General features: G+C 68.2%; 27 protein-coding genes. 22 read left to right on the top strand and 5 right to left on the bottom strand.

The window, feature by feature from the left end; all coding sequences use genetic code 11:
• Window positions 1-2 precede the first annotated feature (2 nt).
• Window positions 3-1,220: a type II secretion system inner membrane protein GspF gene (gene gspF / locus FPJ27_RS19525; RefSeq protein WP_072442616.1), complete on the top strand. Its 1,218-nt coding sequence runs from the start codon at window positions 3-5 to the stop codon at window positions 1,218-1,220.
• Between the two features lie 32 nt (window positions 1,221-1,252).
• Here the strand turns inward: gspF and FPJ27_RS19520 are convergent, their stop codons facing one another.
• Window positions 1,253-1,663 (bottom strand): type II secretion system protein N, encoded by a 411-nt coding sequence (locus FPJ27_RS19520; protein ID WP_072442614.1) that lies wholly within the window; start codon window positions 1,661-1,663, stop codon window positions 1,253-1,255.
• 175 nt (window positions 1,664-1,838) lie between these two features.
• On the opposite strand from FPJ27_RS19520, the gene gspG reads away from it, so the two are divergent.
• Genes gspG through FPJ27_RS19480 form a run of 8 tightly spaced genes read left to right on the top strand, consistent with a single transcriptional unit; the run spans window position 1,839 to window position 7,836 of the window.
• A complete protein-coding gene (gspG, locus tag FPJ27_RS19515; protein WP_006751354.1) occupies window positions 1,839-2,291 on the top strand; it encodes a type II secretion system major pseudopilin GspG in 453 nt (150 codons plus the stop codon).
• Window positions 2,292-2,330: 39 nt separating this feature from the next.
• A complete protein-coding gene (locus tag FPJ27_RS19510; RefSeq protein WP_204425248.1) occupies window positions 2,331-2,906 on the top strand; it encodes a GspH/FimT family pseudopilin in 576 nt (191 codons plus the stop codon).
• Window positions 2,907-2,908: 2 nt separating this feature from the next.
• The gene (gspI, locus tag FPJ27_RS19505) at window positions 2,909-3,310 is read left to right on the top strand and encodes a type II secretion system minor pseudopilin GspI (protein ID WP_204426327.1); all 402 of its coding nucleotides are present in this window, start codon (window positions 2,909-2,911) and stop codon (window positions 3,308-3,310) included.
• Window positions 3,288-3,977 (top strand): prepilin-type N-terminal cleavage/methylation domain-containing protein, encoded by a 690-nt coding sequence (locus tag FPJ27_RS19500; RefSeq protein WP_083534217.1) that lies wholly within the window; start codon window positions 3,288-3,290, stop codon window positions 3,975-3,977. Before gspI ends, FPJ27_RS19500 begins: the two co-directional genes overlap by 23 nt.
• Before the next feature lie 2 nt (window positions 3,978-3,979).
• The gene (gene gspK / locus FPJ27_RS19495) at window positions 3,980-5,107 is read left to right on the top strand and encodes a type II secretion system minor pseudopilin GspK (protein ID WP_072442713.1); all 1,128 of its coding nucleotides are present in this window, start codon (window positions 3,980-3,982) and stop codon (window positions 5,105-5,107) included.
• Between the two features lie 26 nt (window positions 5,108-5,133).
• Entirely contained in the window at window positions 5,134-6,513 is a 1,380-nt protein-coding gene (gene gspL, locus FPJ27_RS19490) for a type II secretion system protein GspL (protein WP_204425237.1), read from the top strand.
• On the top strand, window positions 6,510-7,016 hold the full coding sequence (locus FPJ27_RS19485) for a type II secretion system protein M (protein ID WP_072442711.1): 507 nt from the start codon (window positions 6,510-6,512) through the stop codon (window positions 7,014-7,016). The genes gspL and FPJ27_RS19485 overlap by 4 nt, the downstream gene beginning before the upstream one ends.
• Window positions 7,017-7,047: 31 nt before the next feature.
• Window positions 7,048-7,836 carry a type II secretion system protein N gene (locus tag FPJ27_RS19480; RefSeq protein ID WP_204425235.1) on the top strand — a complete coding sequence of 263 codons (789 nt, stop codon included), beginning with the start codon at window positions 7,048-7,050 and terminating at the stop codon, window positions 7,834-7,836.
• A gap of 24 nt (window positions 7,837-7,860) precedes the next feature.
• On the opposite strand, the gene FPJ27_RS19475 is transcribed toward FPJ27_RS19480, so the two are convergent.
• Window positions 7,861-9,432 (bottom strand): efflux transporter outer membrane subunit, encoded by a 1,572-nt coding sequence (locus FPJ27_RS19475; protein WP_204425220.1) that lies wholly within the window; start codon window positions 9,430-9,432, stop codon window positions 7,861-7,863.
• A 276-nt stretch (window positions 9,433-9,708) separates the two neighbouring features.
• On the bottom strand, window positions 9,709-9,993 hold the full coding sequence (locus FPJ27_RS19470) for a multidrug ABC transporter ATPase (protein WP_111017789.1): 285 nt from the start codon (window positions 9,991-9,993) through the stop codon (window positions 9,709-9,711).
• A 174-nt stretch (window positions 9,994-10,167) separates the two neighbouring features.
• Between FPJ27_RS19470 and FPJ27_RS19465 the strand changes: the two genes are divergently transcribed.
• The 4 genes from FPJ27_RS19465 to FPJ27_RS19450 all read left to right on the top strand — a co-directional run bounded on the left by FPJ27_RS19465 (window position 10,168) and on the right by FPJ27_RS19450 (window position 13,142).
• Window positions 10,168-10,656 (top strand): MarR family transcriptional regulator, encoded by a 489-nt coding sequence (locus FPJ27_RS19465; protein ID WP_072442598.1) that lies wholly within the window; start codon window positions 10,168-10,170, stop codon window positions 10,654-10,656.
• A 177-nt stretch (window positions 10,657-10,833) separates the two neighbouring features.
• Window positions 10,834-12,396, top strand: a complete 1,563-nt coding sequence (locus FPJ27_RS19460) for a DHA2 family efflux MFS transporter permease subunit (RefSeq protein WP_072442596.1) — start codon at window positions 10,834-10,836, stop codon at window positions 12,394-12,396.
• Window positions 12,397-12,510: 114 nt separating this feature from the next.
• Window positions 12,511-12,759 (top strand): type II toxin-antitoxin system prevent-host-death family antitoxin, encoded by a 249-nt coding sequence (locus FPJ27_RS19455; RefSeq protein ID WP_060364783.1) that lies wholly within the window; start codon window positions 12,511-12,513, stop codon window positions 12,757-12,759.
• Window positions 12,756-13,142, top strand: coding sequence for a type II toxin-antitoxin system VapC family toxin (locus FPJ27_RS19450; RefSeq protein ID WP_175962650.1), 387 nt, complete (start codon window positions 12,756-12,758; stop codon window positions 13,140-13,142). Before FPJ27_RS19455 ends, FPJ27_RS19450 begins: the two co-directional genes overlap by 4 nt.
• Before the next feature lie 19 nt (window positions 13,143-13,161).
• Here FPJ27_RS19450 and FPJ27_RS19445 read toward each other — a convergent pair whose 3' ends face one another.
• Window positions 13,162-14,088, bottom strand: coding sequence for a LysR family transcriptional regulator (locus FPJ27_RS19445; protein ID WP_072442594.1), 927 nt, complete (start codon window positions 14,086-14,088; stop codon window positions 13,162-13,164).
• A gap of 139 nt (window positions 14,089-14,227) precedes the next feature.
• On the opposite strand from FPJ27_RS19445, the gene FPJ27_RS19440 reads away from it, so the two are divergent.
• The 9 genes from FPJ27_RS19440 to fliR all read left to right on the top strand — a co-directional run bounded on the left by FPJ27_RS19440 (window position 14,228) and on the right by fliR (window position 20,187).
• Window positions 14,228-14,704 (top strand): CidA/LrgA family protein, encoded by a 477-nt coding sequence (locus FPJ27_RS19440; protein WP_072442592.1) that lies wholly within the window; start codon window positions 14,228-14,230, stop codon window positions 14,702-14,704.
• A gap of 13 nt (window positions 14,705-14,717) precedes the next feature.
• Window positions 14,718-15,440 (top strand): LrgB family protein, encoded by a 723-nt coding sequence (locus FPJ27_RS19435; protein WP_034183794.1) that lies wholly within the window; start codon window positions 14,718-14,720, stop codon window positions 15,438-15,440.
• A gap of 227 nt (window positions 15,441-15,667) precedes the next feature.
• The gene (gene fliL, locus FPJ27_RS19430; protein WP_047899414.1) at window positions 15,668-16,204 is read left to right on the top strand and encodes a flagellar basal body-associated protein FliL; all 537 of its coding nucleotides are present in this window, start codon (window positions 15,668-15,670) and stop codon (window positions 16,202-16,204) included.
• 22 nt (window positions 16,205-16,226) lie between these two features.
• Window positions 16,227-17,225: a flagellar motor switch protein FliM gene (gene fliM, locus FPJ27_RS19425; RefSeq protein WP_204425210.1), complete on the top strand. Its 999-nt coding sequence runs from the start codon at window positions 16,227-16,229 to the stop codon at window positions 17,223-17,225.
• The gene (gene fliN, locus FPJ27_RS19420; protein WP_204425208.1) at window positions 17,218-17,709 is read left to right on the top strand and encodes a flagellar motor switch protein FliN; all 492 of its coding nucleotides are present in this window, start codon (window positions 17,218-17,220) and stop codon (window positions 17,707-17,709) included. The genes fliM and fliN overlap by 8 nt, the downstream gene beginning before the upstream one ends.
• Window positions 17,706-18,290, top strand: coding sequence for a flagellar biosynthetic protein FliO (gene fliO, locus FPJ27_RS19415; protein ID WP_204425206.1), 585 nt, complete (start codon window positions 17,706-17,708; stop codon window positions 18,288-18,290). Before fliN ends, fliO begins: the two co-directional genes overlap by 4 nt.
• A gap of 36 nt (window positions 18,291-18,326) precedes the next feature.
• On the top strand, window positions 18,327-19,088 hold the full coding sequence (gene fliP / locus FPJ27_RS19410; protein WP_072442583.1) for a flagellar type III secretion system pore protein FliP: 762 nt from the start codon (window positions 18,327-18,329) through the stop codon (window positions 19,086-19,088).
• A gap of 20 nt (window positions 19,089-19,108) precedes the next feature.
• Window positions 19,109-19,381 (top strand): flagellar biosynthesis protein FliQ, encoded by a 273-nt coding sequence (gene fliQ, locus FPJ27_RS19405; RefSeq protein WP_006401718.1) that lies wholly within the window; start codon window positions 19,109-19,111, stop codon window positions 19,379-19,381.
• Window positions 19,382-19,404: 23 nt separating this feature from the next.
• On the top strand, window positions 19,405-20,187 hold the full coding sequence (gene fliR, locus FPJ27_RS19400) for a flagellar biosynthetic protein FliR (protein ID WP_072442581.1): 783 nt from the start codon (window positions 19,405-19,407) through the stop codon (window positions 20,185-20,187).
• A gap of 118 nt (window positions 20,188-20,305) precedes the next feature.
• On the opposite strand, the gene FPJ27_RS19395 is transcribed toward fliR, so the two are convergent.
• The gene (locus tag FPJ27_RS19395; RefSeq protein WP_204425204.1) at window positions 20,306-20,794 is read right to left on the bottom strand and encodes a CPBP family glutamic-type intramembrane protease; all 489 of its coding nucleotides are present in this window, start codon (window positions 20,792-20,794) and stop codon (window positions 20,306-20,308) included.
• Window positions 20,795-21,229: the final 435 nt, after the last annotated feature.

The raw sequence follows: 21,229 nt of genomic DNA, 5'->3' as shown, positions 1-21,229 counted from the left end.
CGATGCCGGCATTCCGTTTCGAAGCGATCGATGCGGCGGGACACGCGCAGAAAGGCGTCATCGATGCCGACAGCGCGCGTTCCGCGCGCGGCCAGTTGCGCACGCAGGGGCTCACGCCGCTCGTCGTCGAGCCGGCCGCCAGCGCGACGCGCGGCGCGCGTACGCAGCGGCTCGCGTTCGGCCGCAAGCTGTCGCAGCGCGAACAGGCGATCCTCACGCGCCAGCTCGCGAGCCTGCTGATCGCGGGGCTGCCGCTCGACGAGGCGCTCGGCGTGCTGACCGAGCAGACCGAACGCGACTACATCCGCGAACTGATGGCCGCGATCCGCGCCGAGGTGCTCGGCGGCCATTCGCTCGCGAATGCGCTGGGCCAGCATCCGCGCGATTTTCCGGAAATCTACCGCGCGCTCGTCGCGGCGGGCGAGCACACGGGCAAGCTCGGCATCGTGCTGTCGCGCCTGGCCGACTACATCGAGCAGAGCAACGCGCTGAAGCAGAAGATCCTGCTGGCCTTCACGTATCCGGGCATCGTCACGCTGATCGCGTTCGGCATCGTCACGTTCCTGCTGAGCTACGTGGTGCCGCAGGTCGTCAACGTGTTTGCGAGCACGAAACAGCAGTTGCCGATCCTCACGGTCGTGATGATGGCGCTGTCGGAATTCGTGCGGCACTGGTGGTGGGCGATCCTGATCGTGGTCGCACTCGTCGTTTGGTTCGTGAAGGCGACGCTGTCCCGCGCCGGGCCGCGGCTCGCGTTCGACCGCTGGGTGCTGACCGCGCCGCTCGCGGGCAAGCTCGTGCGCGGCTACAACACGGTGCGCTTCGCGAGCACGCTCGGCATCCTCACCGCGGCCGGCGTGCCGATCCTGCGCGCGCTGCAGGCGGCCGGCGAGACGCTGTCGAACCGCGCGATGCGCGCGAACATCGACGACGCGATCGTGCGCGTGCGCGAAGGCTCCGCGCTGTCGCGCGCGCTGAACAACGTGAAGACGTTTCCGCCGGTGCTCGTGCACCTGATCCGTTCCGGCGAAGCGACGGGCGACGTGACGACGATGCTGGATCGCGCGGCCGAAGGCGAAGCGCGCGAGCTCGAACGCCGCACGATGTTCCTGACGAGCCTGCTCGAGCCGCTGCTGATCCTGGCGATGGGCGGCATCGTGCTCGTGATCGTGCTGGCCGTGATGCTGCCGATCATCGAGCTGAACAACATGGTGCAGTGACGGCCCCTGATGGTCGATGAGGCCGTCGCCGTTCAGCGCATGTAGATCGCGGGGGACGGCGTGTTCGCCGGAAGCTGGATTTCGGCGCGGGCGCCGTTGCGGTCGACGATGATCGAGCGGGGGCGGACTTCGGCGAGCTTCGCGCCGGGCGCGACCTCGGCACCGAGCGACACGGCGCGCGGCGGTTCGCCGCCGATGCCGATGATCGCGGCGGCGCCGCGCTGGAGCGCGAGGATGCCGAACAGGTGGATGTCCTGCACGGGATTCTTGTCGAGCTGACCGCCGAAGAGCGCCGCGGCGTCCTCGGTGCGGATCGGCGGCCGCGCGGCGGCGGCGGGCAGCGGCGCTTCGCGGGCCGACAGCGTGACGACCCAGTAGGTGGCCGTCGCGCACAAACCCGCGAAGAGGGCTAGGGAAAGGATCCGGATCGAGAGCGCGTTCATGCGCGCTATTGTACGGATGTATATGAAATTTGCGTTGGGTGAAAGCCCTCGGCGACGCGCGCCTTACAATGCGTGCTCCGCGCCCGCGGGTCCGGAAGGTTGCTGTCAGGTAATCGTCCGGTGCGCCGGGTGCGTCACTCAATCGACGACATTTTTTGGAAAGAGGTAGTCAGTCATGCAAACGTGGATCACTCGCCGCAACGCGGCCGTGCGTCGTCAGCGCGGTTTCACGCTGATCGAGATCATGGTGGTGGTCGCGATCCTCGGGATCCTGGCGGCGCTGATCGTGCCGAAGATCATGAGCCGCCCGGACGAGGCACGCCGCATCGCCGCGAAGCAGGACATCGGCACGATCATGCAGGCGCTCAAGCTGTACCGTCTCGACAACGGCCGTTACCCGACCCAGGAACAGGGCCTGAACGCGCTGATCCAGAAGCCGTCCACCGATCCGATCCCGAACAACTGGAAGGACGGCGGCTATCTCGAGCGCCTGCCGAACGATCCGTGGGGTAACGGGTACAAGTACCTGAATCCGGGCGTGCATGGCGAGATCGACGTGTTCAGCTATGGTGCCGACGGCAAGGAAGGCGGCGAGAGCAACGACTCCGACATCGGTTCGTGGCAATAAGCCGGCGCTGATCGTCCCGACGCTTCGTTCCCGCTCTTCATGCTCGCCATTCGCACGACTTCCCGCCGCGGCCGCGATTGCCGTGCGCATCGCGGCACGGCGCCGTCCGTATCGGCGCGCGCCGATGGCGGGCCGATGAAGCACGGCGTGCGGCGCTCGCGCTCGCTCGCGCGCGGCTTCACGCTGCTCGAAATGCTGGTCGTGCTCGTGATCGCGGGGCTGCTCGTGTCGCTCGCGTCGCTGTCGCTGACGCGCAATCCGCGCACCGACCTGCGCGAGGAAGCGCAGCGCATCGCGCTGCTGTTCGAGACCGCCGGCGATGAAGCACAGGTGCGCGCGCGCCCGATCGCGTGGCAACCGACCGCGCATGGCTTCCGTTTCGACGTGAGCTCGCCCGACGGCTGGCGCACGCTGCGCGACGACCTGCTGCGCCCGCGCGACTGGGATGGCGGCGTCACGGGCGCCGACATCGACTACCCGGGCTCCGACACGCGCGCGAACCGCGTCGTGTTCGGCACCGAGAGCGTCGACACGCCGGTGCGCGTGACGCTGCATTCGGCCGTCGGCAGCGCGACGATCGTCGGCACCGGCAACGGCCGCTACGAGGTGCAATGACGATGCGTCGTCGCCTGCCCTTCCCCGTTTCTTCGTCGCGCGGCTTCACGATGATCGAGGTGCTGGTCGCGCTCGCGATCATCGCGGTCGCGCTCGCCGCGTCGATCCGCGCGGTCGGCACGATGGCGACCAATGCATCCGAACTGCACCGCCGGCTGCTGGCCGGCTGGAGCGCCGACAACGCGCTCGCGCAGTTGCGGCTCACGCACGCGTGGCCGCAGATCGGCGACCAGAGTTTCGACTGTTCGCAAGGCAACGTGCAGCTCGTCTGCACGCAGAGCGTGAGCGCCACGCCGAACCCCGTGTTCCGGCGCGTCCGGGTTTCGGTGAGCATGCCCGGGCGCTCCGGCGTGCTCGCGCAGATGGTGACGGTGGTCGCGAATGAAACCAGCCGTCCGCTCTGACGCGCCGATGCGGCGCCCGCACGCGCGCTCCGCCCGGGGCTTCACGCTGATCGAGCTGATGATCGCGATCGCGATCCTCGCGGTGGTCGCCATCCTCGCGTGGCGCGGGCTCGACCAGGTCATGCGCGGCCGCGACAAGGTGGCGTCCGCGATGGAAGACGAGCGCGTCTTCGCGCAGATGTTCGACCAGATGCGCATCGACGCGCGGCTTGCCGCGACCGACGACGAGGCCGGCCAGCCGGCGATCGGTGTCGCCGGCAATACGCTGCAGATCGTTCGCGAATTCGACGTGCCGGGCGCGGCGCCGCGGCTGCAGGTGGTCCGCTACCGGATCGCCGGCGGGCGCGTCGTGCGCTATGCGTCGCCGCCGCTCGACGATGCGAACCGGCTGCAAGGCGTGCTGAAGGACAGCAGCGTCGAAGGCTGGAGCTGGGTCGCGCTGATGGGCGGCGTCGGCGCGATCGACGCGAAGCTGTACGTGCCGCGCGTGGGCTGGACCACCAACCTGCAGACGGCCGACGACGCGCTCGCGCAGAACAACGATGCGCTCAAGGTGCCGCAGATCGGCAACGCGCCGCCGCCGCGCGCGGTGACGGGGCTGCAGGTCAGCATCGGTGCGACGTCGCTGCGCGTGCCGGTCACGCGCGTGTTCCTCGTCGGGGAATGACGATGCGCGCGCGCTCTCACCGTCCGCTCACCATCAACCGCGCTGCCGCGCGCGCGCATGCACGCGGCCGCCAGCGCGGCGCCGCGATCATCACCGCGCTGCTCGTCGTCGCGCTGTCGGCGATCCTCGTCTCGGGGATGCTGTGGCGCCAGCAGGTGCAGATCCGCCGCATCGAGAACCAGCGCGTGATCGCGCAGGCGCAGTGGGTCGCGCGCGGCGCGCTCGACTGGACGCGGATGATCCTGCGCTCCGAAGGCGATACGGCGCCCGGCATCACGTATCTCGGCGGGATCTGGGGCGTGCCGATCGCGAAGACGAAGCTGTCGGACTTCCTCGGCCGGATCGGCGCGCCCAACGACAACGGCGGCGAAGACACCTATCTCTCCGGCTCGATCGAGGACGCGCAGGCGAAGTTCAACCTGCGCAACCTCGTGTCGTCGCCGGCGCCCGGCGTGCTGCAGTTGAACGTCACGCAGCTGCAGGCGTTCCAGCGCCTGCTGACGACGCTCGGCTACGACGGCGCGTTCGCGAAACGCATCGCGTTGCAGGTGCGCGCGGGCCTGCTGCATTCGGCGACACGCTTCCAGATGCCGACGCTGCCCGGCGGCGGCGGCACGGCGCCGGCCACTGCGCCGGTAACCAGCGACCAGCAGACCGGCGGCTTCACCGACGATCCCGGCATGTCCGGCGGCGACCGCGGGCCCGCGCCGCTGATGATGACGAGCGTCGACAGCCTGCTCGACGTCGACGGCGTGACGCCCGAGATGGTCGCGCGGCTGCGCCCGTTCGTCACCGTGCTGCCGACCACGACGCCCGTGAACATGAACACCGCGCCGGCCGAGGTGATCGCGGCGCTCATGCCGGGGATGAGCGTGTCGTCCGCGCAGGCGCTGGTGTCGCGCCGCGAGACCGTGTTTTTCCGCAACGTCGGCGACGTGCAGCTCGCGCTGCGCGGCGCCGGCGCGCCGAACGTGACGCTCGACTCGAGCCTCGTCGACGTCAATTCGAGCTATTTCATCGTGCATGGCCGGATCCAGCACGAACGTGCGGAGGTCGACCGCACGTCGCTCGTGTATCGTGATCCGACCACGCACTCGACGCGGGTCGTGCGTATCCGCGACCAGCTATAACGACGCCATTCGGGAGAGGAGCTCTTGTGAGCACGTTGATTGTTTCTTTGCCGCCGCGCGAGCCTGCCGTGCCGTTGCAGGAATGGCAGTGGCCCGAGCTGCCGTTCACGCTCGTCGACAAGGCCGGCCAGGTGCAGCGCGCGGGCCGCGCCGCGCTCGCGCTGCTGCCGCGCGCGAATGCGACGGTGCTGATCGTCGCCGCGCGCGACGTGCTGCTGCTGGCCGCGAAGGTGCCGCCGCTCAAGGGGCCGAAGCTGCGCCAGGCGCTGCCCAACATCGTCGAGGATCAGCTGATCCAGGATCCGCTCGGCTGCCACATCGCGCTCGATCCGGCCGCGCTGCCCGACGGGCGCCGCGTGCTGGCCGTCGTCGATCGCGCGTGGTTCCGCACGATCTGCGACGCGTTCGCGGCGGCCGGCCACCGGCACCTGAGCGCGGTGCCCGCGACCCGCTGCCTGCCGGCGCCGCGCACGTCGGCCGAAACGGCTTCGGCCGCGCCGGCCGACGGTGAAGCGGCCGTCGCGGCCGATGCCGCGCTTGTCGCGGACGCCGTCGAGCCGCCCGCCCGCCCGGCGACGGTCGCCGCCGTGCTCGGGCTCGCGACGGCGGTCGAACCGGCGCTCGTCGAAGCCGGCGCGCTGCCGGCCGCGGCCGGTGCGCCGCGCCTCGAACTTGCGGTTGCGCGCGGTGCGCTCGGCGAAGGCTTCGCTGCGCCCGCGTCGCGCGCGGCCGGCACGCTGGCCGCGCTCGCGGGCGGCGGCGACGTCGAACTGTACGAACTCGGCGAGCCGGGCGCGGAGCCGCGGCTCGCGTCGGTCGGCCGCACCGACGGCCCGCTGCTGCCGGGCGCCGCGCCGCTGTCGTTCGACACGTTCGCGCGGCGTGCGCTAACCGAGCGTTTCGATCTGTGCCAGTTCGAATTCGAGTCGCAGCCGTGGCGCTTCGACCGCGCGACGGTGAAGCGCCTGCGCGTGCCGATCGCACTCGTCGCGGCGACGCTCGGCGTCGCGGTGATCGGGATGAACCTGCACTGGTGGAAGCTGTCGCGCGAGCGCGATGCGCTGTCCGCGCAGATCACCGAAACGCTGCTGTCCGCATTCCCGAAGACGACGACGGTGCTCGATCCGCCCGCGCAGATGCAGCGCCAGCTCGATCAGTTGCGCCTGGCGGCCGGCGAGCTGTCGCCGAACGATTTCCTCGCGCTGGCGAGCGGGTTGACGCGCTCGATGGGCGCGCTGCCGCTGAACGGCATCGCGTCGCTCGACTATCACGACCGGCGGCTCGACGTCGGCTTCAAGCCGGAGGTCAAGGTCGATCCCGATTTCACGCAGCGCCTCGCGCGCAACGGACTGTCCGGCGAAGTCGACAGCAACACGGGCAAATGGACGATCCGGAGCCGCTCATGAAGACGGAACAACTGAACCAGACGCTGACCCAGTTCTGGGGCGAGCGCTCGCAGCGCGAGAAGATGCTGCTCGGCTGGGGCGGCGCCGTGCTGGCGGTCGCGATCGCGTATTCGGTGCTGTGGTCGCCCGCGCAGGAAGGCCGCGCACGGATCCAGCGCGAGCTGCCGACGATGCGCCGCGAACTCGCGCAGATGACCGCGCAGGCGAACGAGGCGAAGTCGCTGACGGCCGCCGCGCAGGGCGTCGCGCCGACCGGCCTGGCGCTGAAGGACGCGCTGACCGCGTCGCTGTCCGATCACGGGCTGCAGGGTGCGCAGGTGCAGATCGTCGGCAACGGCGTGCAGATCCAGATGAAGAACGTGTCGTTTCCGGTGTGGACGCAGTGGCTCGACGATGCGCGCCGTCAGTTCAAGGTGCAGGTCGGCGAGGCGCACGCGACCGCGCTGAAGGACGACGGCCAGGTCGACCTGACGGCCGTGATGCAACCGTCGACGCAGAAATGACGCAGTGGATGACGCAAGCGGCGGTCGGCCGATGAGGCTATGGACGAAGCGGCTCGCCGCCGCATTGCCGTGGGTACTGGCGGGCGGACTGGCGACGGCGGTGACGCTCGTCGCGCTCGCGCCGGCCGCGTGGATCGCGCCGCAGTTCGCGCGTGCGACCGGCGCTCACGTGAATCTCGTCGATCCGGACGGGTCGCTGTGGCACGGCTCGGGTACGCTGATGCTCGCGCCGGGCGCCGACCAGAGCGCGGCGACGCTGCTGCCGGGCCGGGTCGAATGGACCACGGGCTTCTGGCCGCTGCTGACCGGGCGCGTGCAGATGCGCATGCGCCAGACCGAGGCGATGCCCGATGCCGTCACGCTCGATGCGACGTGGCGCGGCGCGGTGCTGTCGGCGGGCACGATGGCCGTGCCCGCGTCGCTGCTCGCGGGGCTCGGCACGCCGTTCAACACGCTCGACCTGCAGGGCGACGTGCGGCTCGGCTGGACCGACTGGCGCCTGTTCGGCAACAACGCGTTCGGCCAGTTGACGGTGACGATCGACTCGATGAGTTCGCGCGTGTCGCGCGTGAAGCCGCTCGGTTCGTACCGCGCGGTGCTGCAGGCGAAGGGGGCGGGCGCCGATCTCGACCTGTCGACGACGCAGGGCCCGCTGTTCCTCGACGGACACGGCAGCTTCGGCCCAGGCCAGGGATCGTTCCGCGGCACCGCGCATGCGGCGCCCGAGCAGCAGGCGAACCTCGCGGGGCTGCTGAACCTGCTCGGTCACCCGATCGGGAACAACGAGGTGTCGCTGATCTTCGGCGACGCGATGCGCTGACGCGCGCGTCGCCCTCTTCTCTTCCTACTTCTGCGCGAGCGGCGCGGCGGCCGACGACGCGGTTGCCGCGGGCGCGGCCGCACCGGACGCCGGCACGAGCGCCGGCGCAGCGATGTCGCCCGTTTCGCGCGTCATGTCCGACGCATCCCAGCCGCCGCCGAGCGCCTTCACGAGCCCGACCGACGACACCATCCGCTGCCCGGCGATCGTCGCGAGCTTCTGCTGCGCGGTGAACGCGGTGGTCTGCGCGGTCAGCACGTTCAGATATGCGACCGTGCCGGCCTTGTACTGGTTCGTGACGATCGCGAGCGAGTGTTCGGCGCTGTCGACGGCCTGCCGCTGCACGTCGATTTCCTGCGCGAGGATGCGTTGCGACGCGAGGTTGTCCTCGACGTCCTGGAATGCGGTGAGCACCGCGAGGCGATACGCGGCGACGTCCTGGTCGTAGGTCGCGCGCGCGGCGTCGGTCTGCGCGGCGCGCAGCCCCGCGTCGAACAGCGTGGCCGCGAGTTGCGGGCCGACCGTCCAGAAACGCGCCGGCAGCGTGAACAGCTGCGACCACACCGAACTCTGGAAGCCGCCGGTGGCCGACAGCGTGAGCGTCGGGAAGAATGCGGAAATCGCGACGCCGATCTGTTCGTTCGCGGCGGCCGCGCGGCGTTCGGCGGCCGCGATGTCGGGCCGGCGCTCGAGCAGCGCGGACGGCACGTCGACCGGCGTGATCGGCGGCTCGGCCGCGAGCGGGTTCGGCGGCAGCGAGAAGGTCGATGCCGGTTCGCCGATCAGCGTCGCGATCGCATGCTCGTACTGCGCGCGCGCGACGCCGTTGTCGATCGACGCGGCCTGCGCACTCTGCAGTTGCGTCTGCGCCTGGATCACGTCCGCGCGCGCGGCGACGCCCTGCGCATACTGGTTCTGTGTGAGTTTCAACGACTGTTCGTACGACTTCACGGTGTCGTCGAGCAGCTTTTGCAGCGCATCGGACGTGCGCAGCTGGAAATAGGTTTGCGCGAGCAGCGCCTGCTGCGACAGCCGCGCGTTCGCGAGATCGGCCGCAGCCGCCGCTTCGCCGGCGCGCTGCGCGCCGACGGTGCGGCTTACCTTGCCCCACAGGTCGGGCTCCCAGCTCGCGTCGAGGCCGACGCTGTAGCTGTTGCCGATCGATCCGGACGAGCCGCTGCCGACACTCGACGACGAGCCCGACGACAGCGACGTGCGCGGCGTACGGGCGCGCGAGCCCGACGCGGTCAGCCCGACGGTCGGGAAATACGCGGCGCGCGCCTCGGTGACGAGCGCGCGCGCCTGCCGGTATGCGGCCGCCGATTGCGCGATGGTCTGGTTCGACGCATTGAGCTTGCCGATCAGCGCATCGAGCTGCGGATCGTTGTAGACCGTCCACCACGGGCCGCGATCGGCGCGATCGGCGGGCTGCGCGACCTTCCAGCCGGCCGGCGCTTCCTTGAATGCGGCGGGAATCGACGTGTCGGGCCGGTGATAGTCGGGCCCGACGGCGCAGCCGGCGAGCAGCACGGCCGTCGCAACGGCGACGGCGGCGCTCAGCGGGCGAAGGGCGCGCGGGAGGGAGGCGTACGGCATCGTGGTTTTCCTGTCTGGGCGCGACGGCCGGCGAGCGGCGTCGCGCGATGCGGTCGTCATGCCGCTGGCGGACAAATGGTAACTGACGGCGGGGAAGCCGCGCAGCCCTAAGGGTACGGTGCGCGGCGGCCGGAATGTGTTACCGGTGCGAGCGGCCGGGTTACCGGCCATTACGGATCGCTTGCGGCAAGACAGGCGCGCGACGGCGGCCGCGGCGGCCGCGGCCGGCAATCAGTCGGAACAGGCAGGACAGTCGGGAAAGCGGGAGCGACAGTGTCAGTGGCAGCGCACCGGCACCGGGACGGGCTCGGCGGCGGGCCGCCATGACGACGGCTCCGTCGCGGCCGGCTGGCTCGTGCGGCGTGCGCCGCCCTTCGCGTTGCGCTGCCGGCGATGATCGAACCATGCGAACCCGAGCGCCGCGAGCGAGCCGCCAGGCACGACCAGCATCGTCACGTACAGCGCGATCTTCCAGCCGCGGTGCGGCCCGGAAAACACATGATGAGCGGTATCGGTCAGGTTGCGGCGCAGCGCGCCGGCGGCATTTTTCAGGAACAGCATCGCGAACATCCTCGGGTGCCCGGCAGCGCGGGCGAATCGGTCAGAACATAGTCTCCGGCAGTGCAACATGCACGTCGTAACTGATTGCCTCAAATAATATTGACTAAGCAATCATTTTTCAAGATACTGGGCGCGTTTTAACCCGAAACGCACTGTTGCTGCGTGCGCAATCGCATGACCGGCAGCCTCTACGATCCCGAGAACATCGCGCTGGAAACGAGCCTCGGCTATTACCTGTCGAAGGCGAAGCAGGCGCTCGTCGAGCGGATGGACCGCGCGCTCGAGCCGCTCGACCTCACCGCGCAGCAGATCGGCGTGATCCTGCTGCTGTCGCGCGGCTATGCGCGCACGCCGTTCGAGCTGTCTCGCAAGATGTCGTACGACAGCGGTTCGATGACACGCATGCTCGACCGGCTCGAACGCAAGGGGCTGGTCGCGCGCTCGCGCAGCGAGCAGGACCGCCGGATGATCGAGCTGACGCTGACCGAACGCGGCGCCGATGCGGCCCGCGCGCTGCCGTCGCTGATCGCGACCGCACTCAACGCGCAGCTCGACGGTTTCTCGGCCGACGAACTCGCGACGCTCACCGGCCTGTTGCAGCGCTTCATCGCCAACGGGCCCGGCACGACCGGTTGCCCGAAGCCCGACGAACCGGACTGCTGATGCGCACGGAGGCCCCATGTCTAGGTTAAGCATTCGTTTATTTCTCTGTCTGGGCAGAAGATGACAAGGCACGCGCTGCGTTTCTTTCCTGATCCGTTCCACCCGGCCGGGCCGCGCTGCGTCGCGCGCCCGTGCGTTGTGCCGGCGCGTCGCGCGCGCCGCGTCTAGGAGATTCCGATGTCCGCCACCACGGCATCTGCCGCCTCCCCCGCCGCCGAACCCGCGCCGCTGACTGGCGGCGCGCTCGCGCTGCTCACTGTCGGGCTCGCGCTCGGCACCTTCATGGAAGTGCTCGACACGTCGATCGCGAACGTCGCGGTGCCGACCATCTCGGGCAGCCTCGGCGTCGCGACGAGCGAAGGCACGTGGGTGATCTCGTCGTACTCGGTCGCGTCCGCGATCGCGGTGCCGCTGACCGGCTGGCTCGCGCGGCGGGTCGGCGAGGTGCGGCTGTTCACGCTGTCGGTGCTCGCGTTCACGGTCGCGTCGGCGCTGTGCGGCCTTGCGACCAACTTCGAGACGCTGATCGCATTCCGGCTGCTGCAGGGCCTCGTGTCGGGGCCGATGGTGCCGCTGTCGCAGACGATCCTGATGCGCAGCTACCCGCCCGCGAAGCGCGGGCTCGCGCTCGGGCTATGGGCGATGACGGTGATCGTAGCGCCTATCTTCGGCCCGCTGCTGGGCGGCTGGATCAGTGACAACTACACGTGGCCGTGGATCTTCTACATCAATTTGCCGATCGGCGTGTTCTCGGCGACCTGCGCGTACTTCCTGCTGCGCGGCCGCGAGACGAAGACGTCGAAGCAGCGGATCGACGCGGTCGGCCTCGCGCTGCTCGTGATCGGCGTGTCGTGCCTGCAGATGATGCTCGACCTCGGCAAGGACCGCGACTGGTTCAACTCGTCGTTCATCGTCGCGCTCGCGCTGATCGCGGTCGTGTCGCTCGCGTTCATGCTCGTGTGGGAGGCGACCGAGAAGGAGCCGGTGGTCGACCTGTCGCTGTTCAAGGACCGCAACTTCGCGCTTGGCGCGCTGATCATCTCGTTCGGTTTCATGGCGTTCTTCGGCTCGGTCGTGATCTTCCCGCTGTGGCTGCAGACGGTGATGGGCTACACGGCCGGCAAGGCCGGCCTCGCGACCGCGCCGGTCGGGCTGCTCGCGCTGGTGCTGTCGCCGCTGATCGGCCGCAACATGCACCGGCTCGACCTGCGAATGGTCGCGAGTTTCGCGTTCATCGTGTTCGCGGGCGTGTCGCTGTGGAACGCGACGTTTACGCTCGACGTGCCGTTCAACCACGTGATCCTGCCGCGGCTCGTGCAGGGGATCGGCGTCGCGTGCTTCTTCGTGCCGATGACGACGATCACGCTGTCGAGCATCTCCGACGAGCGGCTCGCGAGCGCGTCGGGGCTGTCGAACTTCCTGCGCACGCTGTCGGGCGCGATCGGCACCGCGGCCAGCTCGACGTTCTGGGAGAACGACGCGATCTACCACCATGCGCGGCTGTCGGAATCGGTGAGCGTCTACGCGCAGAACACGACCGACTACCAGGGCGCGCTCGCGCAGCTCGGCATCGTCGGGCAGACGGCCAATGCGCAGCTCAACCAGCTCGTCACGCAGCAGGGATTCATGATGGCGACCAACGACTTCTTCCACCTGTCGGCGGTGATGTTCATCGCGCTCGCGGCACTCGTGTGGATCACGAAGCCGAGGAAGGGCGCGGGGCCGGCGATGGGGCATTGATGGCGACATGGCGCAGCGGCGTGTGTCCTAGATCTTCCTACTGATTGCGCAGATCCCACTGCTCAATTAAACTAAGCCCAATTTGTTGTTAAACTTAGTTTAATTGGGGATGCCATGCAGACCTACAACATGCACGACGCGAAGACGAATCTCTCGCGCCTGATCGACGAAGCCGTCCATGCCGGTGAACCGTTCGTGATCGCAAAAGCCGGCAAGCCGCTTGTCAAGGTGGTGCCGATCGATACGCGGGAACCGGCTCCGCCGAGCCGGATCGGTTTCATGAAGGGACAGATTCGCGTCCCGGACGATTTCGACTCGATGGGCGGGGACGACATCCGGAAACTGTTCGAGGGCGACGCGTGAAGCTGTTGCTCGATACCCATTTGATCCTCTGGGCCGCCGCCGACGCGGCGGAACTGCCGGGCCGCGCCCGTGCGCTCATCGAGGATTCCGCCTATACCCTGCTCTTCAGCGTGGCGAGTCTTTGGGAGATCGTCATCAAGCGTGGGCTGGACCGTGACGATTTCCAAGTCGAGCCGCATGTACTTCGCCGCAGTTTGCTCGACGCCGGCTATGTGGAACTGCCGATCACGAGCGCACACGTCCTCGCCGTCGAGCAACTACCGCCGGTGCATCGCGACCCGTTCGATCGCCTGCTGATCGCGCAGGCGATCTCCGAGGGCGTTACCCTGCTTACGCACGATCACACCGTTGCCCGGTATCCGGGCCCCGTCCAGCACGTCTGATCGTCCCCGCGTTCGGCCGTCACTCCCTCGCCCGCAACCCGCCGAACGCGAGATCGTCGACGGGCGCGACGGGCAGCGTCGCCCGTGCCACTTCCAGCCACGCGCGCGCCGCGTGCGACAGATACCCCTTCTTCAGCCAGCCGAGCGCGATCGCCCAAGTGATTTCCGGCTCGACGATAGGCCGGCACGTGAACTGCCCCGCGTCGAGCCGCCGGCAGTACGGCTCGGGCAGCAGCGCGATGCCGACGCCCGCATGCACGAGCGCGGCCATGAAATCCCAATGGCCGCTGCGGCTCACGATCGACGGCGTGAAGCCGACCTTCCGGCACGCGTCGAGCACCGCGTCGTGCAGCGCGAGGCTTTCCGCATAGAACACGAACGACTCGCGCGCGAGATCCGCGAGCGGCACGGCCGCGTGATCCTCCCAGCGCGACTCGCGCGGCGCGACGAGCCACAGCGGCGCGCGCACCATCGGCAGCACGTCGAACGTGGCCGGATCGACCGGCTCCAGCAGCCCGCCCAGCTCCAGCTCGCCCGACATCAGCGCCGCCTCGATCATCCGCGCGCCCTGCTCGAACAGCTTCAGCTCGATGTTCGGATAGCGCTGCTTGTACGCGGCGATGATCGGCGTGAACAGCGAGCCGCCAAGCGGCGGGATGCCGATCGTCAGCTCGCCGCGCCCGAGCGTGCCGAGATCGTTCAGCTCCGACTGCAGCTGCGCCTGCGCGGCGAGCACGTCCTGGCCGCGCTGGAACACGATCCGCCCCGCGTCGGTCAGCACCATCTGCCGGCCGTCGCGCAGCAGCAGCGGCGAACCGATCTCGTCCTCCAGCGCCTTCACCATCTTGCTGATGGTCGGCTGGGTCACGAACAGCTTGTCGGCCGCCGCGGTGAAGCTCTGCTGGCGGACCACCTCGACGAAGTACCGCAGCGCGCGCAATTCCATCGATGACTCCCCAAATTGGTGCGGCAATCAAAAACGAATTCCGAATTGGAATGACAAGGATAGAGACAAGTCATTTTATTTATGGTTAGGGGAAACCCTATACTCGCACCATCAACGGAATTTCTGTAGGGAGCCCGCCATGACCAAGCCGACCGCCGCACTCGCCGCCCGCCCTGCCGCTTCGGGCAGCATGACGCGTACCGGCCGGATCGCGCTGCAGGCCGCCGCGCTCGGCGCGCTGTGGCTGGCGGTCGACTGGGCCGTGCGCACTGTCGGACTGCCGATCCCGTCCGGCGTGATCGGCCTCGCGGTGCTCCTCGTGCTGCTGTTCTCGGGCCGCGTCGCACCCGCGTGGGTGAAGGACGGCGCGAACTGGCTGCTGTCCGACATGCTGCTGTTCTTCGTGCCGGCCGCCGTCGCGGCCGTCCAGTACGGCGGGTTGTTCCGCGAGGACGGCTGGCGCATCGCGCTGGTGATGCTCGCGGGCACTGCGTTCGTGATGGTCGCGGTGGCCGTCGCGGTCGACCTCGCCGCGAAGCTCGAACGCCGGCTCGCCGCGCAGCGCGTGTTCGCCGAACGCCGCCGTGCGCGCCTGAGCGCCGTGTCTGCCCACTGAGCCGGAGCCGCGCATGCCTGCCTTGCTGTCGAACCTGTCCGCCGACAAGGTGAATACCGCGATCTCGTTCGGCTGCTTCGTGCTGACGGTCGTGCTGTATTTCGTGTCGAAGCGGCTCTACGCATACAGGAAGACGCTGCTGTTCTCGCCGCTCGTGTTCGTGCCGGGCGTGCTGGTGCTGCTCGTCCTGCTGACCGGCATCCCGTATTCGGTCTACTTCCGCGACACGCGCTGGCTGATGTGGCTGCTCGGCCCGGCGACGATCGCGTTCGCGGTGCCGATCTACGAGTATCGCGACCTGATCCGCCGGCACTGGCTGTCGCTGTCGGTCGGCGTCGCGGTCGGGATCGGCGCGGGCGTGTGCGGGTCGCTGCTGCTCGCGAAGCTGCTGCACCTGTCGCCCGAACTGCAGCGCTCGCTGATGACGCGCTCGGTGTCGACGCCGTTCGCGCTCGCCGTGTCGGACAAGATCCACGCGCCGAAGGACCTCACGGCCCTGTTCGTGATCGCGACCGGCATCTGCGGGATGCTGCTCGGCGAGATCGTGCTCGCGCTCGTGCCGATGCGCACGCGGCTCGCGCGCGGCGCGCTGTTCGGCGCGGCCGCCCACGGCGTCGGCACCGCGAAGGCGCGCGAGATCGGCAGCGAGGAAGGCGTCGTGTCGAGCCTCACGATGATGATCGCCGGCGTCGCGATGGTGCTGATCGCGCCGCTGCTGACGCTGCTGCCGATCTGAGCACGTCGTCGAGCCATCCTGCCGGCGTCGGCCGGCTCGGCGCAACGGGCCGGCCGCCATCGTAACGATGGCGCCTCCTGTGCCGTCGCCCGGCCGGGCTTGCCCCGGTCGCCGTTTCCGCCCCCATCCACCGTGCATCCCGCCGGCACCGGGCCGACAATCGGCTGAGATATAGCCACAATTCCCCCCTCTTTTCCGCCCATCGGGCTCGGCCCGGATGCCGAACAATGCATGCTACGAGACATCACGCACGCATTCACATGGCCTCCACGACCGCAAACCCGACCGCCGACAAGCCGGCTTCCTCCGGCAAGTTCAAGCGCATCGCGCTCATCGCCGTCATCGCGCTGGGCGCGGCCGCCGCCGCAGCCGGCGGCATGTACGTGTTCCTGAGCAAGGAAGGCGTCGGCCATGCGAGCGCGCCTGCCGAGCCGGCGCCGCTCGCCGCGCCGGTATTCTTCCCGCTCGACCCGCTGACCGTGAACCTGCAGTCGGACGACGGCGCGCAGCACTACCTGCGCGTCGGCCTGTCGCTGAAGCTCACCGACCCGAAGGCGCAGGAGCAACTGACCGCGCGGATGCCGGAGATCCGCAGCCGGATCCTGCTCGCGCTGTCGAACAAGCATCCCGAGGATCTCGCGACGCCGGACGGCAAACGTTCGCTCTCGAAGGAACTGCGGGAACTGATCGAGCAGCCGACGCAGCCGGGCAACCAGCGCGCGAAGGTCGACGACGTGTTGTTTACCGAATTCGTCGTCCAGTAACGCGGCCGCGAAAGGAGCGCGCATGGGCCACCAGGAGTTCATGTCCCAGGAGGAGGTCGATGCCCTCCTCAAGGGCGTCACGGGCGAAACCGATTCAGTCGACGAGCTGCGCGACACATCGGGCGTCCGCCCCTACAACATCGCGACGCAGGAGCGGATCGTCCGCGGCCGGATGCCCGGCCTCGAGATCATCAACGACCGCTTCGCGCGGCTGCTGCGGATCGGCATCTTCAACTTCATGCGGCGCACGGCGGAAATTTCCGTGAGCCAGGTGAAGGTGCAGAAGTACAGCGAGTTCACCCGCAACCTGCCGATCCCGACGAACCTGAACCTCGTGCACGTGAAGCCGCTGCGCGGCACGTCGCTGTTCGTGTTCGACCCGAACCTCGTGTTCTTCGTCGTCGACAACCTGTTCGGCGGCGACGGGCGCTTTCACACGCGTGTCGAAGGCCGCGATTTCACGGCCACCGAGCAGCGGATCATCGGCAAGCTGCTGAACCTCGTGTTCGAGCACTACGCGACCGCGTGGAAGAGCGTGCGGCCGCTGCAGTTCGAATTCGTGCGCTCGGAGATGCACACGCAGTTCGCGAACGTCGCGACGCCGAACGAGATCGTGATCGTCACGCAGTTCTCGATCGAGTTCGGGCCGACGGGCGGCACGCTGCACATCTGCATGCCGTACTCGATGGTCGAGCCGATCCGCGACGTGCTCAGCTCGCCGATCCAGGGCGAGGCGCTCGAAGTCGACCGCCGCTGGGTGCGCGTGCTGTCGCAGCAGGTGCAGGCCGCCGAAGTCGAGCTGTGCGCGAATCTCGCCGAGATCCCGTCGACGTTCGAGAAGATCCTGAACCTGCGCGCGGGCGACGTGCTGCCGCTGGAAATCGCCGACACGATCACCGCGAAGGTCGACGGCGTGCCGGTGATGGAGTGCGGCTACGGAATTTTCAATGGTCAATATGCGTTGCGCGTGCAGAAGATGATCAGCGCGGGCGATACGATGAAGGAAGGTGGATATGAGTGAGCTGAACCAGACGCCCGAGGACGACGTGCAAGCCATCGCCGATGCGGCCCTCGCGGCATCGGCCGCCGACACGCAGGCGGCACCGGCCGCTGCGGAAGAGGAGCAGGGGCTGGACGACTGGGCCGCCGCGCTTGCCGAGCAGAACCATCAGCCGGTGCAGCCGGGCGCGACGGGCGCCGGCGTGTTCCAGCCGCTGTCGAAGGCCGCGGCGAGCTCGACGCACAACGACATCGAGATGATCCTCGACATCCCGGTCAAGATGACCGTGGAGCTCGGCCGCACGAAGATCGCGATCCGCAACCTGCTGCAGCTCGCGCAGGGCTCGGTGGTCGAGCTGGACGGCATGGCGGGCGAGCCGATGGACGTGCTCGTGAACGGCTGCCTGATCGCGCAGGGCGAGGTGGTGGTCGTCAACGACAAGTTCGGCATCCGCCTGACCGACATCATCACCCCGGCCGAACGCATCCGGAAGCTGAATCGATGAACGTCGCGAAGCCCGGCCGCCGCGCGCGCATCGCGATCGCGGCGGCGCTTGCCGTCGCCGCTTCGCTTTCCGTGTCGCTCGCCAGCGCGCCGGCCGGCGCCGCCGACATGAACGCGGTGAATAACGCCGGTTCGATCGCGTCGAGCGTGACGGTCGGCTCGGCCGCGCCGTCGCTCGGCATCGGCGCGGTGTTGCAGACGCTCGTCGGGCTCGCGGTCGTGATCGGTCTCGTATTCGCGTGCGCGTGGCTCGCGCGCCGCTTCGGCTTCCAGCCCGCACGGCGCGGCGGCCCGCTGAAGGTCGTGTCGAGCGTCGGGCTCGGCGCCAAGGAAAGCGCGACGATCGTCGAGATCGGCGACACCTGGCTCGTGCTCGGCGTCGCGCCGGGCAACGTTCGGCTGCTGCATACGCTGCCGGCCGGCCCGGCGGCGGCAACCGCCGCCGCGGCATCGGGTTCGGCCGACGTGCCCGCCGGCGCCGCCTCGTCCGAAGGCGGCCTGCCCGGCACGTTCGGTTCGCGGTTTCGCGACGCGCTCGCGGGCGAAGCCGCGAAGCGGCTCGGTCGCGGCAAGGACCGCTGACATGGCGCTGCGCCCTCTTTCCGTTCCCGCATTCCGATGAAACACGAATTCCTGCGTCGCGCGGCGCGCTTCGCGCCCGTGCTGATCCTCTGCGTCGCTCCCGCGCTCGCATACGCGCAGGCGAACGGCCTGCCCGCGTTCAACGCGAGCCCGGGCCCGCACGGCGGCACCACCTATTCGCTGAGCGTGCAGACGATGCTGCTGCTCACGATGCTGTCGTTCCTGCCGGCGATGGTGTTGATGATGACGAGCTTCACGCGCATCATCATCGTGCTGTCGCTGCTGCGACAGGCGCTCGGCACCGCGACGACGCCGCCGAACCAGGTGCTCGTCGGCCTCGCGATGTTCCTCACCTTCTTCGTGATGTCGCCGGTGCTCGACCGTGCGTACAACGACGGCTACAAGCCGTTCTCCGACGGCACGATGCCGATGGAGCAGGCCGTGCAGCGCGGCGTCGCGCCGTTCAAGACCTTCATGCTGAAGCAGACCCGCGAGACCGATCTCGCGCTGTTCGCGAAGATCTCGAAGGCGGCGCCGATGCAGGGGCCCGAGGACGTGCCGCTGTCGCTGCTGGTGCCGGCGTTCGTCACGAGCGAGCTGAAGACGGGTTTCCAGATCGGCTTCACGGTCTTCATCCCGTTCCTGATCATCGACATGGTCGTCGCGAGCGTGCTGATGTCGATGGGGATGATGATGGTGTCGCCGTCCACCGTGTCGCTGCCGTTCAAGCTGATGCTGTTCGTGCTGGTCGACGGCTGGCAATTGCTGATCGGCTCGCTCGCGCAGAGCTTCACGTAAGCAGCGGAGGAACACGCGCGATGACGCCCGAACAAGTGATGACCCTCGCGCACCAGGCGATGATGGTCGGCCTGCTCCTCGCGGCCCCGCTGCTGCTGGTCGCGCTCGCGGTCGGCCTCGTCGTGAGCCTGTTCCAGGCCGCGACGCAGATCAACGAGGCGACGCTGTCGTTCATCCCGAAGCTGCTCGCGGTCGCCGCGACGCTCGTGATTGCCGGTCCGTGGATGCTGACGACGATGCTCGACTACCTGCGGCAGACGCTGCTGCACGTCGCGACGCTCGGCGCCGGCTGAGCCGCGCGCACCACCCGGCGGCGATGTTCTCGGTTACCTACGCGCAGCTCAACGGCTGGCTCACCGCCTTCCTGTGGCCGTTCGTGCGGATGCTCGCGCTCGTCGCGACGGCGCCCGTCGTCGGTCACGCGGCGGTACCCGTGCGCGTGAAGATCGGCGTCGCCGCATTCATGGCGCTGGTCGTCGCGCCGACGCTCGGCGCGATGCCGGACGTCACCGTGTTCTCCGCGCAGGGCATCTGGATTGTCGTCACGCAGTTCCTGATCGGCGTCGCGATGGGTTTCACGATGCAGCTCGTGTTCGCGGCCGTCGAGGCGGCCGGCGACTTCATCGGGCTGTCGATGGGCCTCGGCTTCGCGACCTTCTTCGATCCGCACACGAGCGGCGCGACGCCCGTGATGGGGCGCTTCCTGAACGCGGTCGCGATGCTCGCGTTCCTCGCGGTGGACGGCCACCTGCAGGTGTTCGCCGCGCTCGCCGCATCGTTCCAGTCGCTGCCGGTGTCGGCCGACCTGCTGCACGCGCCCGGCTGGCGCACGCTCGCCGCGTTCGGCGCGACCGTGTTCGAGATGGGGCTGCTGCTCGCGCTGCCGGTGGTCGCGGCGCTCTTGATCGCGAACCTCGCGCTCGGCATCCTGAACCGCGCGGCGCCGCAGATCGGCGTGTTCCAGGTCGGCTTTCCGGTGACGATGCTCGTCGGGCTGCTGCTCGTGCAGCTGATGGTGCCGAACCTCGTGCCGTTCGTGTCGCACCTGTTCGACATGGGGCTGGATGCGATGGGGCGTGTGCTGCTCGGCTGGCGCTGACGCGCGGATCATTCGTCCCGAGGTACGGGCGCTGCCTCGGCCGATTTGGATTCAGGGCCTATTCATCCGGCCAATTGGCGACGATTCTCCCGATTGACCCGGGAACGATTCGTTCGCGTCAGATGAGGATACTTGCCAGCATGTTGCGGGCGGCATGGGCGGTGGCGACGACCAAAAAGGGGCGGCCGCCGGGGTAATCACGCAGCACGAAGACCGTTGCGAAAATCAGCCCGCCCCATAAAGCGACTGCCACGTACAGGATGCTGTAGCCGTGCGTTGCACTGAACACAAGAGTTGAAGTACCAATGGCTGACCAAACACTCGCTCCGAATGTGCGGCGAATCAACCGAATGGGAAGCCACTGGAATAGAAATGTTTCCACTATTGGAGCAACGAGTGAGCCGACAAACAGGCGAGTCAATAGGTCGTACTTCACTATTTCAGGCAGCGCACCGGAGGAGGGGCCAAATGGAAGTTCGAATACAAATTGGCCAACCCAGAAAAAAATGCCGCCGACGTATGTGAGAGCCCAAGCCAGAAGTACCGAGACGAGCACCGGGCCGCGCGAGATCGTGCGAATCACGCGGTTATCAAGACAGTCTTCCATTACAATTCACCGTTCATTCAAAGGGAAATATCTAGGCAAAATTTCACCAATGAAATTGTTCGAAAAATAGTCCTAAATAAACATCGAACCTATAGCGAAACATCCAATTTTTTCCGATGTCGCGGCCTGCCGAAAACAGGCGGGGCATTGACGGCCACCAACATGGGAACACTAGTGCTGCCGTCGCAACTGGCGAGGCTCGTCAAACTGTCGATTTGTTGGCTGATGGCGGCATTTCGCTCCGACCGGACTTCCTCAGCGTTCTCCTTTGTCGCGGGGCGCTTGCCTGTGCTTCGTGCGGCGTGCCGCTATCCCCGCTCGGTGCTCCGTCGCATTCCGCCCTTCGCGCCCCTGCCAGTACGAGCCGAAAATTGGACAAACGACGATATCGTGCCGTCACGCATGACTGAATAATCCTCTGCTTTGCGGCGTAAC

It is taken from the genome of Burkholderia sp. MS455, assembly GCF_016899445.1.
Classification (GTDB): domain Bacteria; phylum Pseudomonadota; class Gammaproteobacteria; order Burkholderiales; family Burkholderiaceae; genus Burkholderia; species Burkholderia pyrrocinia_C.
Note: the sequence above shows the minus strand (reverse complement) of the source record. Positions and strands in the feature narration are given on the sequence as shown.

Bases quoted from the DNA above. Each gene is read 5' to 3' on its own strand.
- FPJ27_RS19395 (WP_204425204.1), bottom strand. From the start codon at position 20,794: ATGGAAGACTGTCTTGATAACCGCGTGATTCGCACGATCTCGCGCGGC.
- FPJ27_RS19470 (WP_111017789.1), bottom strand. From the start codon at position 9,993: ATGCTGTTCCTGAAAAATGCCGCCGGCGCGCTGCGCCGCAACCTGACC.
- fliP (WP_072442583.1), top strand. From the start codon at position 18,327: ATGAAACACGAATTCCTGCGTCGCGCGGCGCGCTTCGCGCCCGTGCTG.
- FPJ27_RS19435 (WP_034183794.1), top strand. From the start codon at position 14,718: ATGCCTGCCTTGCTGTCGAACCTGTCCGCCGACAAGGTGAATACCGCG.
- gspF (WP_072442616.1), top strand. From the start codon at position 3: ATGCCGGCATTCCGTTTCGAAGCGATCGATGCGGCGGGACACGCGCAG.
- FPJ27_RS19475 (WP_204425220.1), bottom strand. From the start codon at position 9,432: ATGCCGTACGCCTCCCTCCCGCGCGCCCTTCGCCCGCTGAGCGCCGCC.
- FPJ27_RS19485 (WP_072442711.1), top strand. From the start codon at position 6,510: ATGAAGACGGAACAACTGAACCAGACGCTGACCCAGTTCTGGGGCGAG.
- gspI (WP_204426327.1), top strand. From the start codon at position 2,909: ATGCGTCGTCGCCTGCCCTTCCCCGTTTCTTCGTCGCGCGGCTTCACG.
- fliL (WP_047899414.1), top strand. From the start codon at position 15,668: ATGCATGCTACGAGACATCACGCACGCATTCACATGGCCTCCACGACC.
- fliR (WP_072442581.1), top strand. From the start codon at position 19,405: ATGTTCTCGGTTACCTACGCGCAGCTCAACGGCTGGCTCACCGCCTTC.
- fliN (WP_204425208.1), top strand. From the start codon at position 17,218: ATGAGTGAGCTGAACCAGACGCCCGAGGACGACGTGCAAGCCATCGCC.
- fliO (WP_204425206.1), top strand. From the start codon at position 17,706: ATGAACGTCGCGAAGCCCGGCCGCCGCGCGCGCATCGCGATCGCGGCG.
- gspG (WP_006751354.1), top strand. From the start codon at position 1,839: ATGCAAACGTGGATCACTCGCCGCAACGCGGCCGTGCGTCGTCAGCGC.
- FPJ27_RS19510 (WP_204425248.1), top strand. From the start codon at position 2,331: ATGCTCGCCATTCGCACGACTTCCCGCCGCGGCCGCGATTGCCGTGCG.
- FPJ27_RS19465 (WP_072442598.1), top strand. From the start codon at position 10,168: ATGACCGGCAGCCTCTACGATCCCGAGAACATCGCGCTGGAAACGAGC.
- fliQ (WP_006401718.1), top strand. From the start codon at position 19,109: ATGACGCCCGAACAAGTGATGACCCTCGCGCACCAGGCGATGATGGTC.
- FPJ27_RS19445 (WP_072442594.1), bottom strand. From the start codon at position 14,088: ATGGAATTGCGCGCGCTGCGGTACTTCGTCGAGGTGGTCCGCCAGCAG.
- fliM (WP_204425210.1), top strand. From the start codon at position 16,227: ATGGGCCACCAGGAGTTCATGTCCCAGGAGGAGGTCGATGCCCTCCTC.
- FPJ27_RS19440 (WP_072442592.1), top strand. From the start codon at position 14,228: ATGACCAAGCCGACCGCCGCACTCGCCGCCCGCCCTGCCGCTTCGGGC.
- FPJ27_RS19480 (WP_204425235.1), top strand. From the start codon at position 7,048: ATGAGGCTATGGACGAAGCGGCTCGCCGCCGCATTGCCGTGGGTACTG.
- gspK (WP_072442713.1), top strand. From the start codon at position 3,980: ATGCGCGCGCGCTCTCACCGTCCGCTCACCATCAACCGCGCTGCCGCG.
- FPJ27_RS19455 (WP_060364783.1), top strand. From the start codon at position 12,511: ATGCAGACCTACAACATGCACGACGCGAAGACGAATCTCTCGCGCCTG.
- FPJ27_RS19460 (WP_072442596.1), top strand. From the start codon at position 10,834: ATGTCCGCCACCACGGCATCTGCCGCCTCCCCCGCCGCCGAACCCGCG.
- FPJ27_RS19520 (WP_072442614.1), bottom strand. From the start codon at position 1,663: ATGAACGCGCTCTCGATCCGGATCCTTTCCCTAGCCCTCTTCGCGGGT.
- FPJ27_RS19500 (WP_083534217.1), top strand. From the start codon at position 3,288: ATGAAACCAGCCGTCCGCTCTGACGCGCCGATGCGGCGCCCGCACGCG.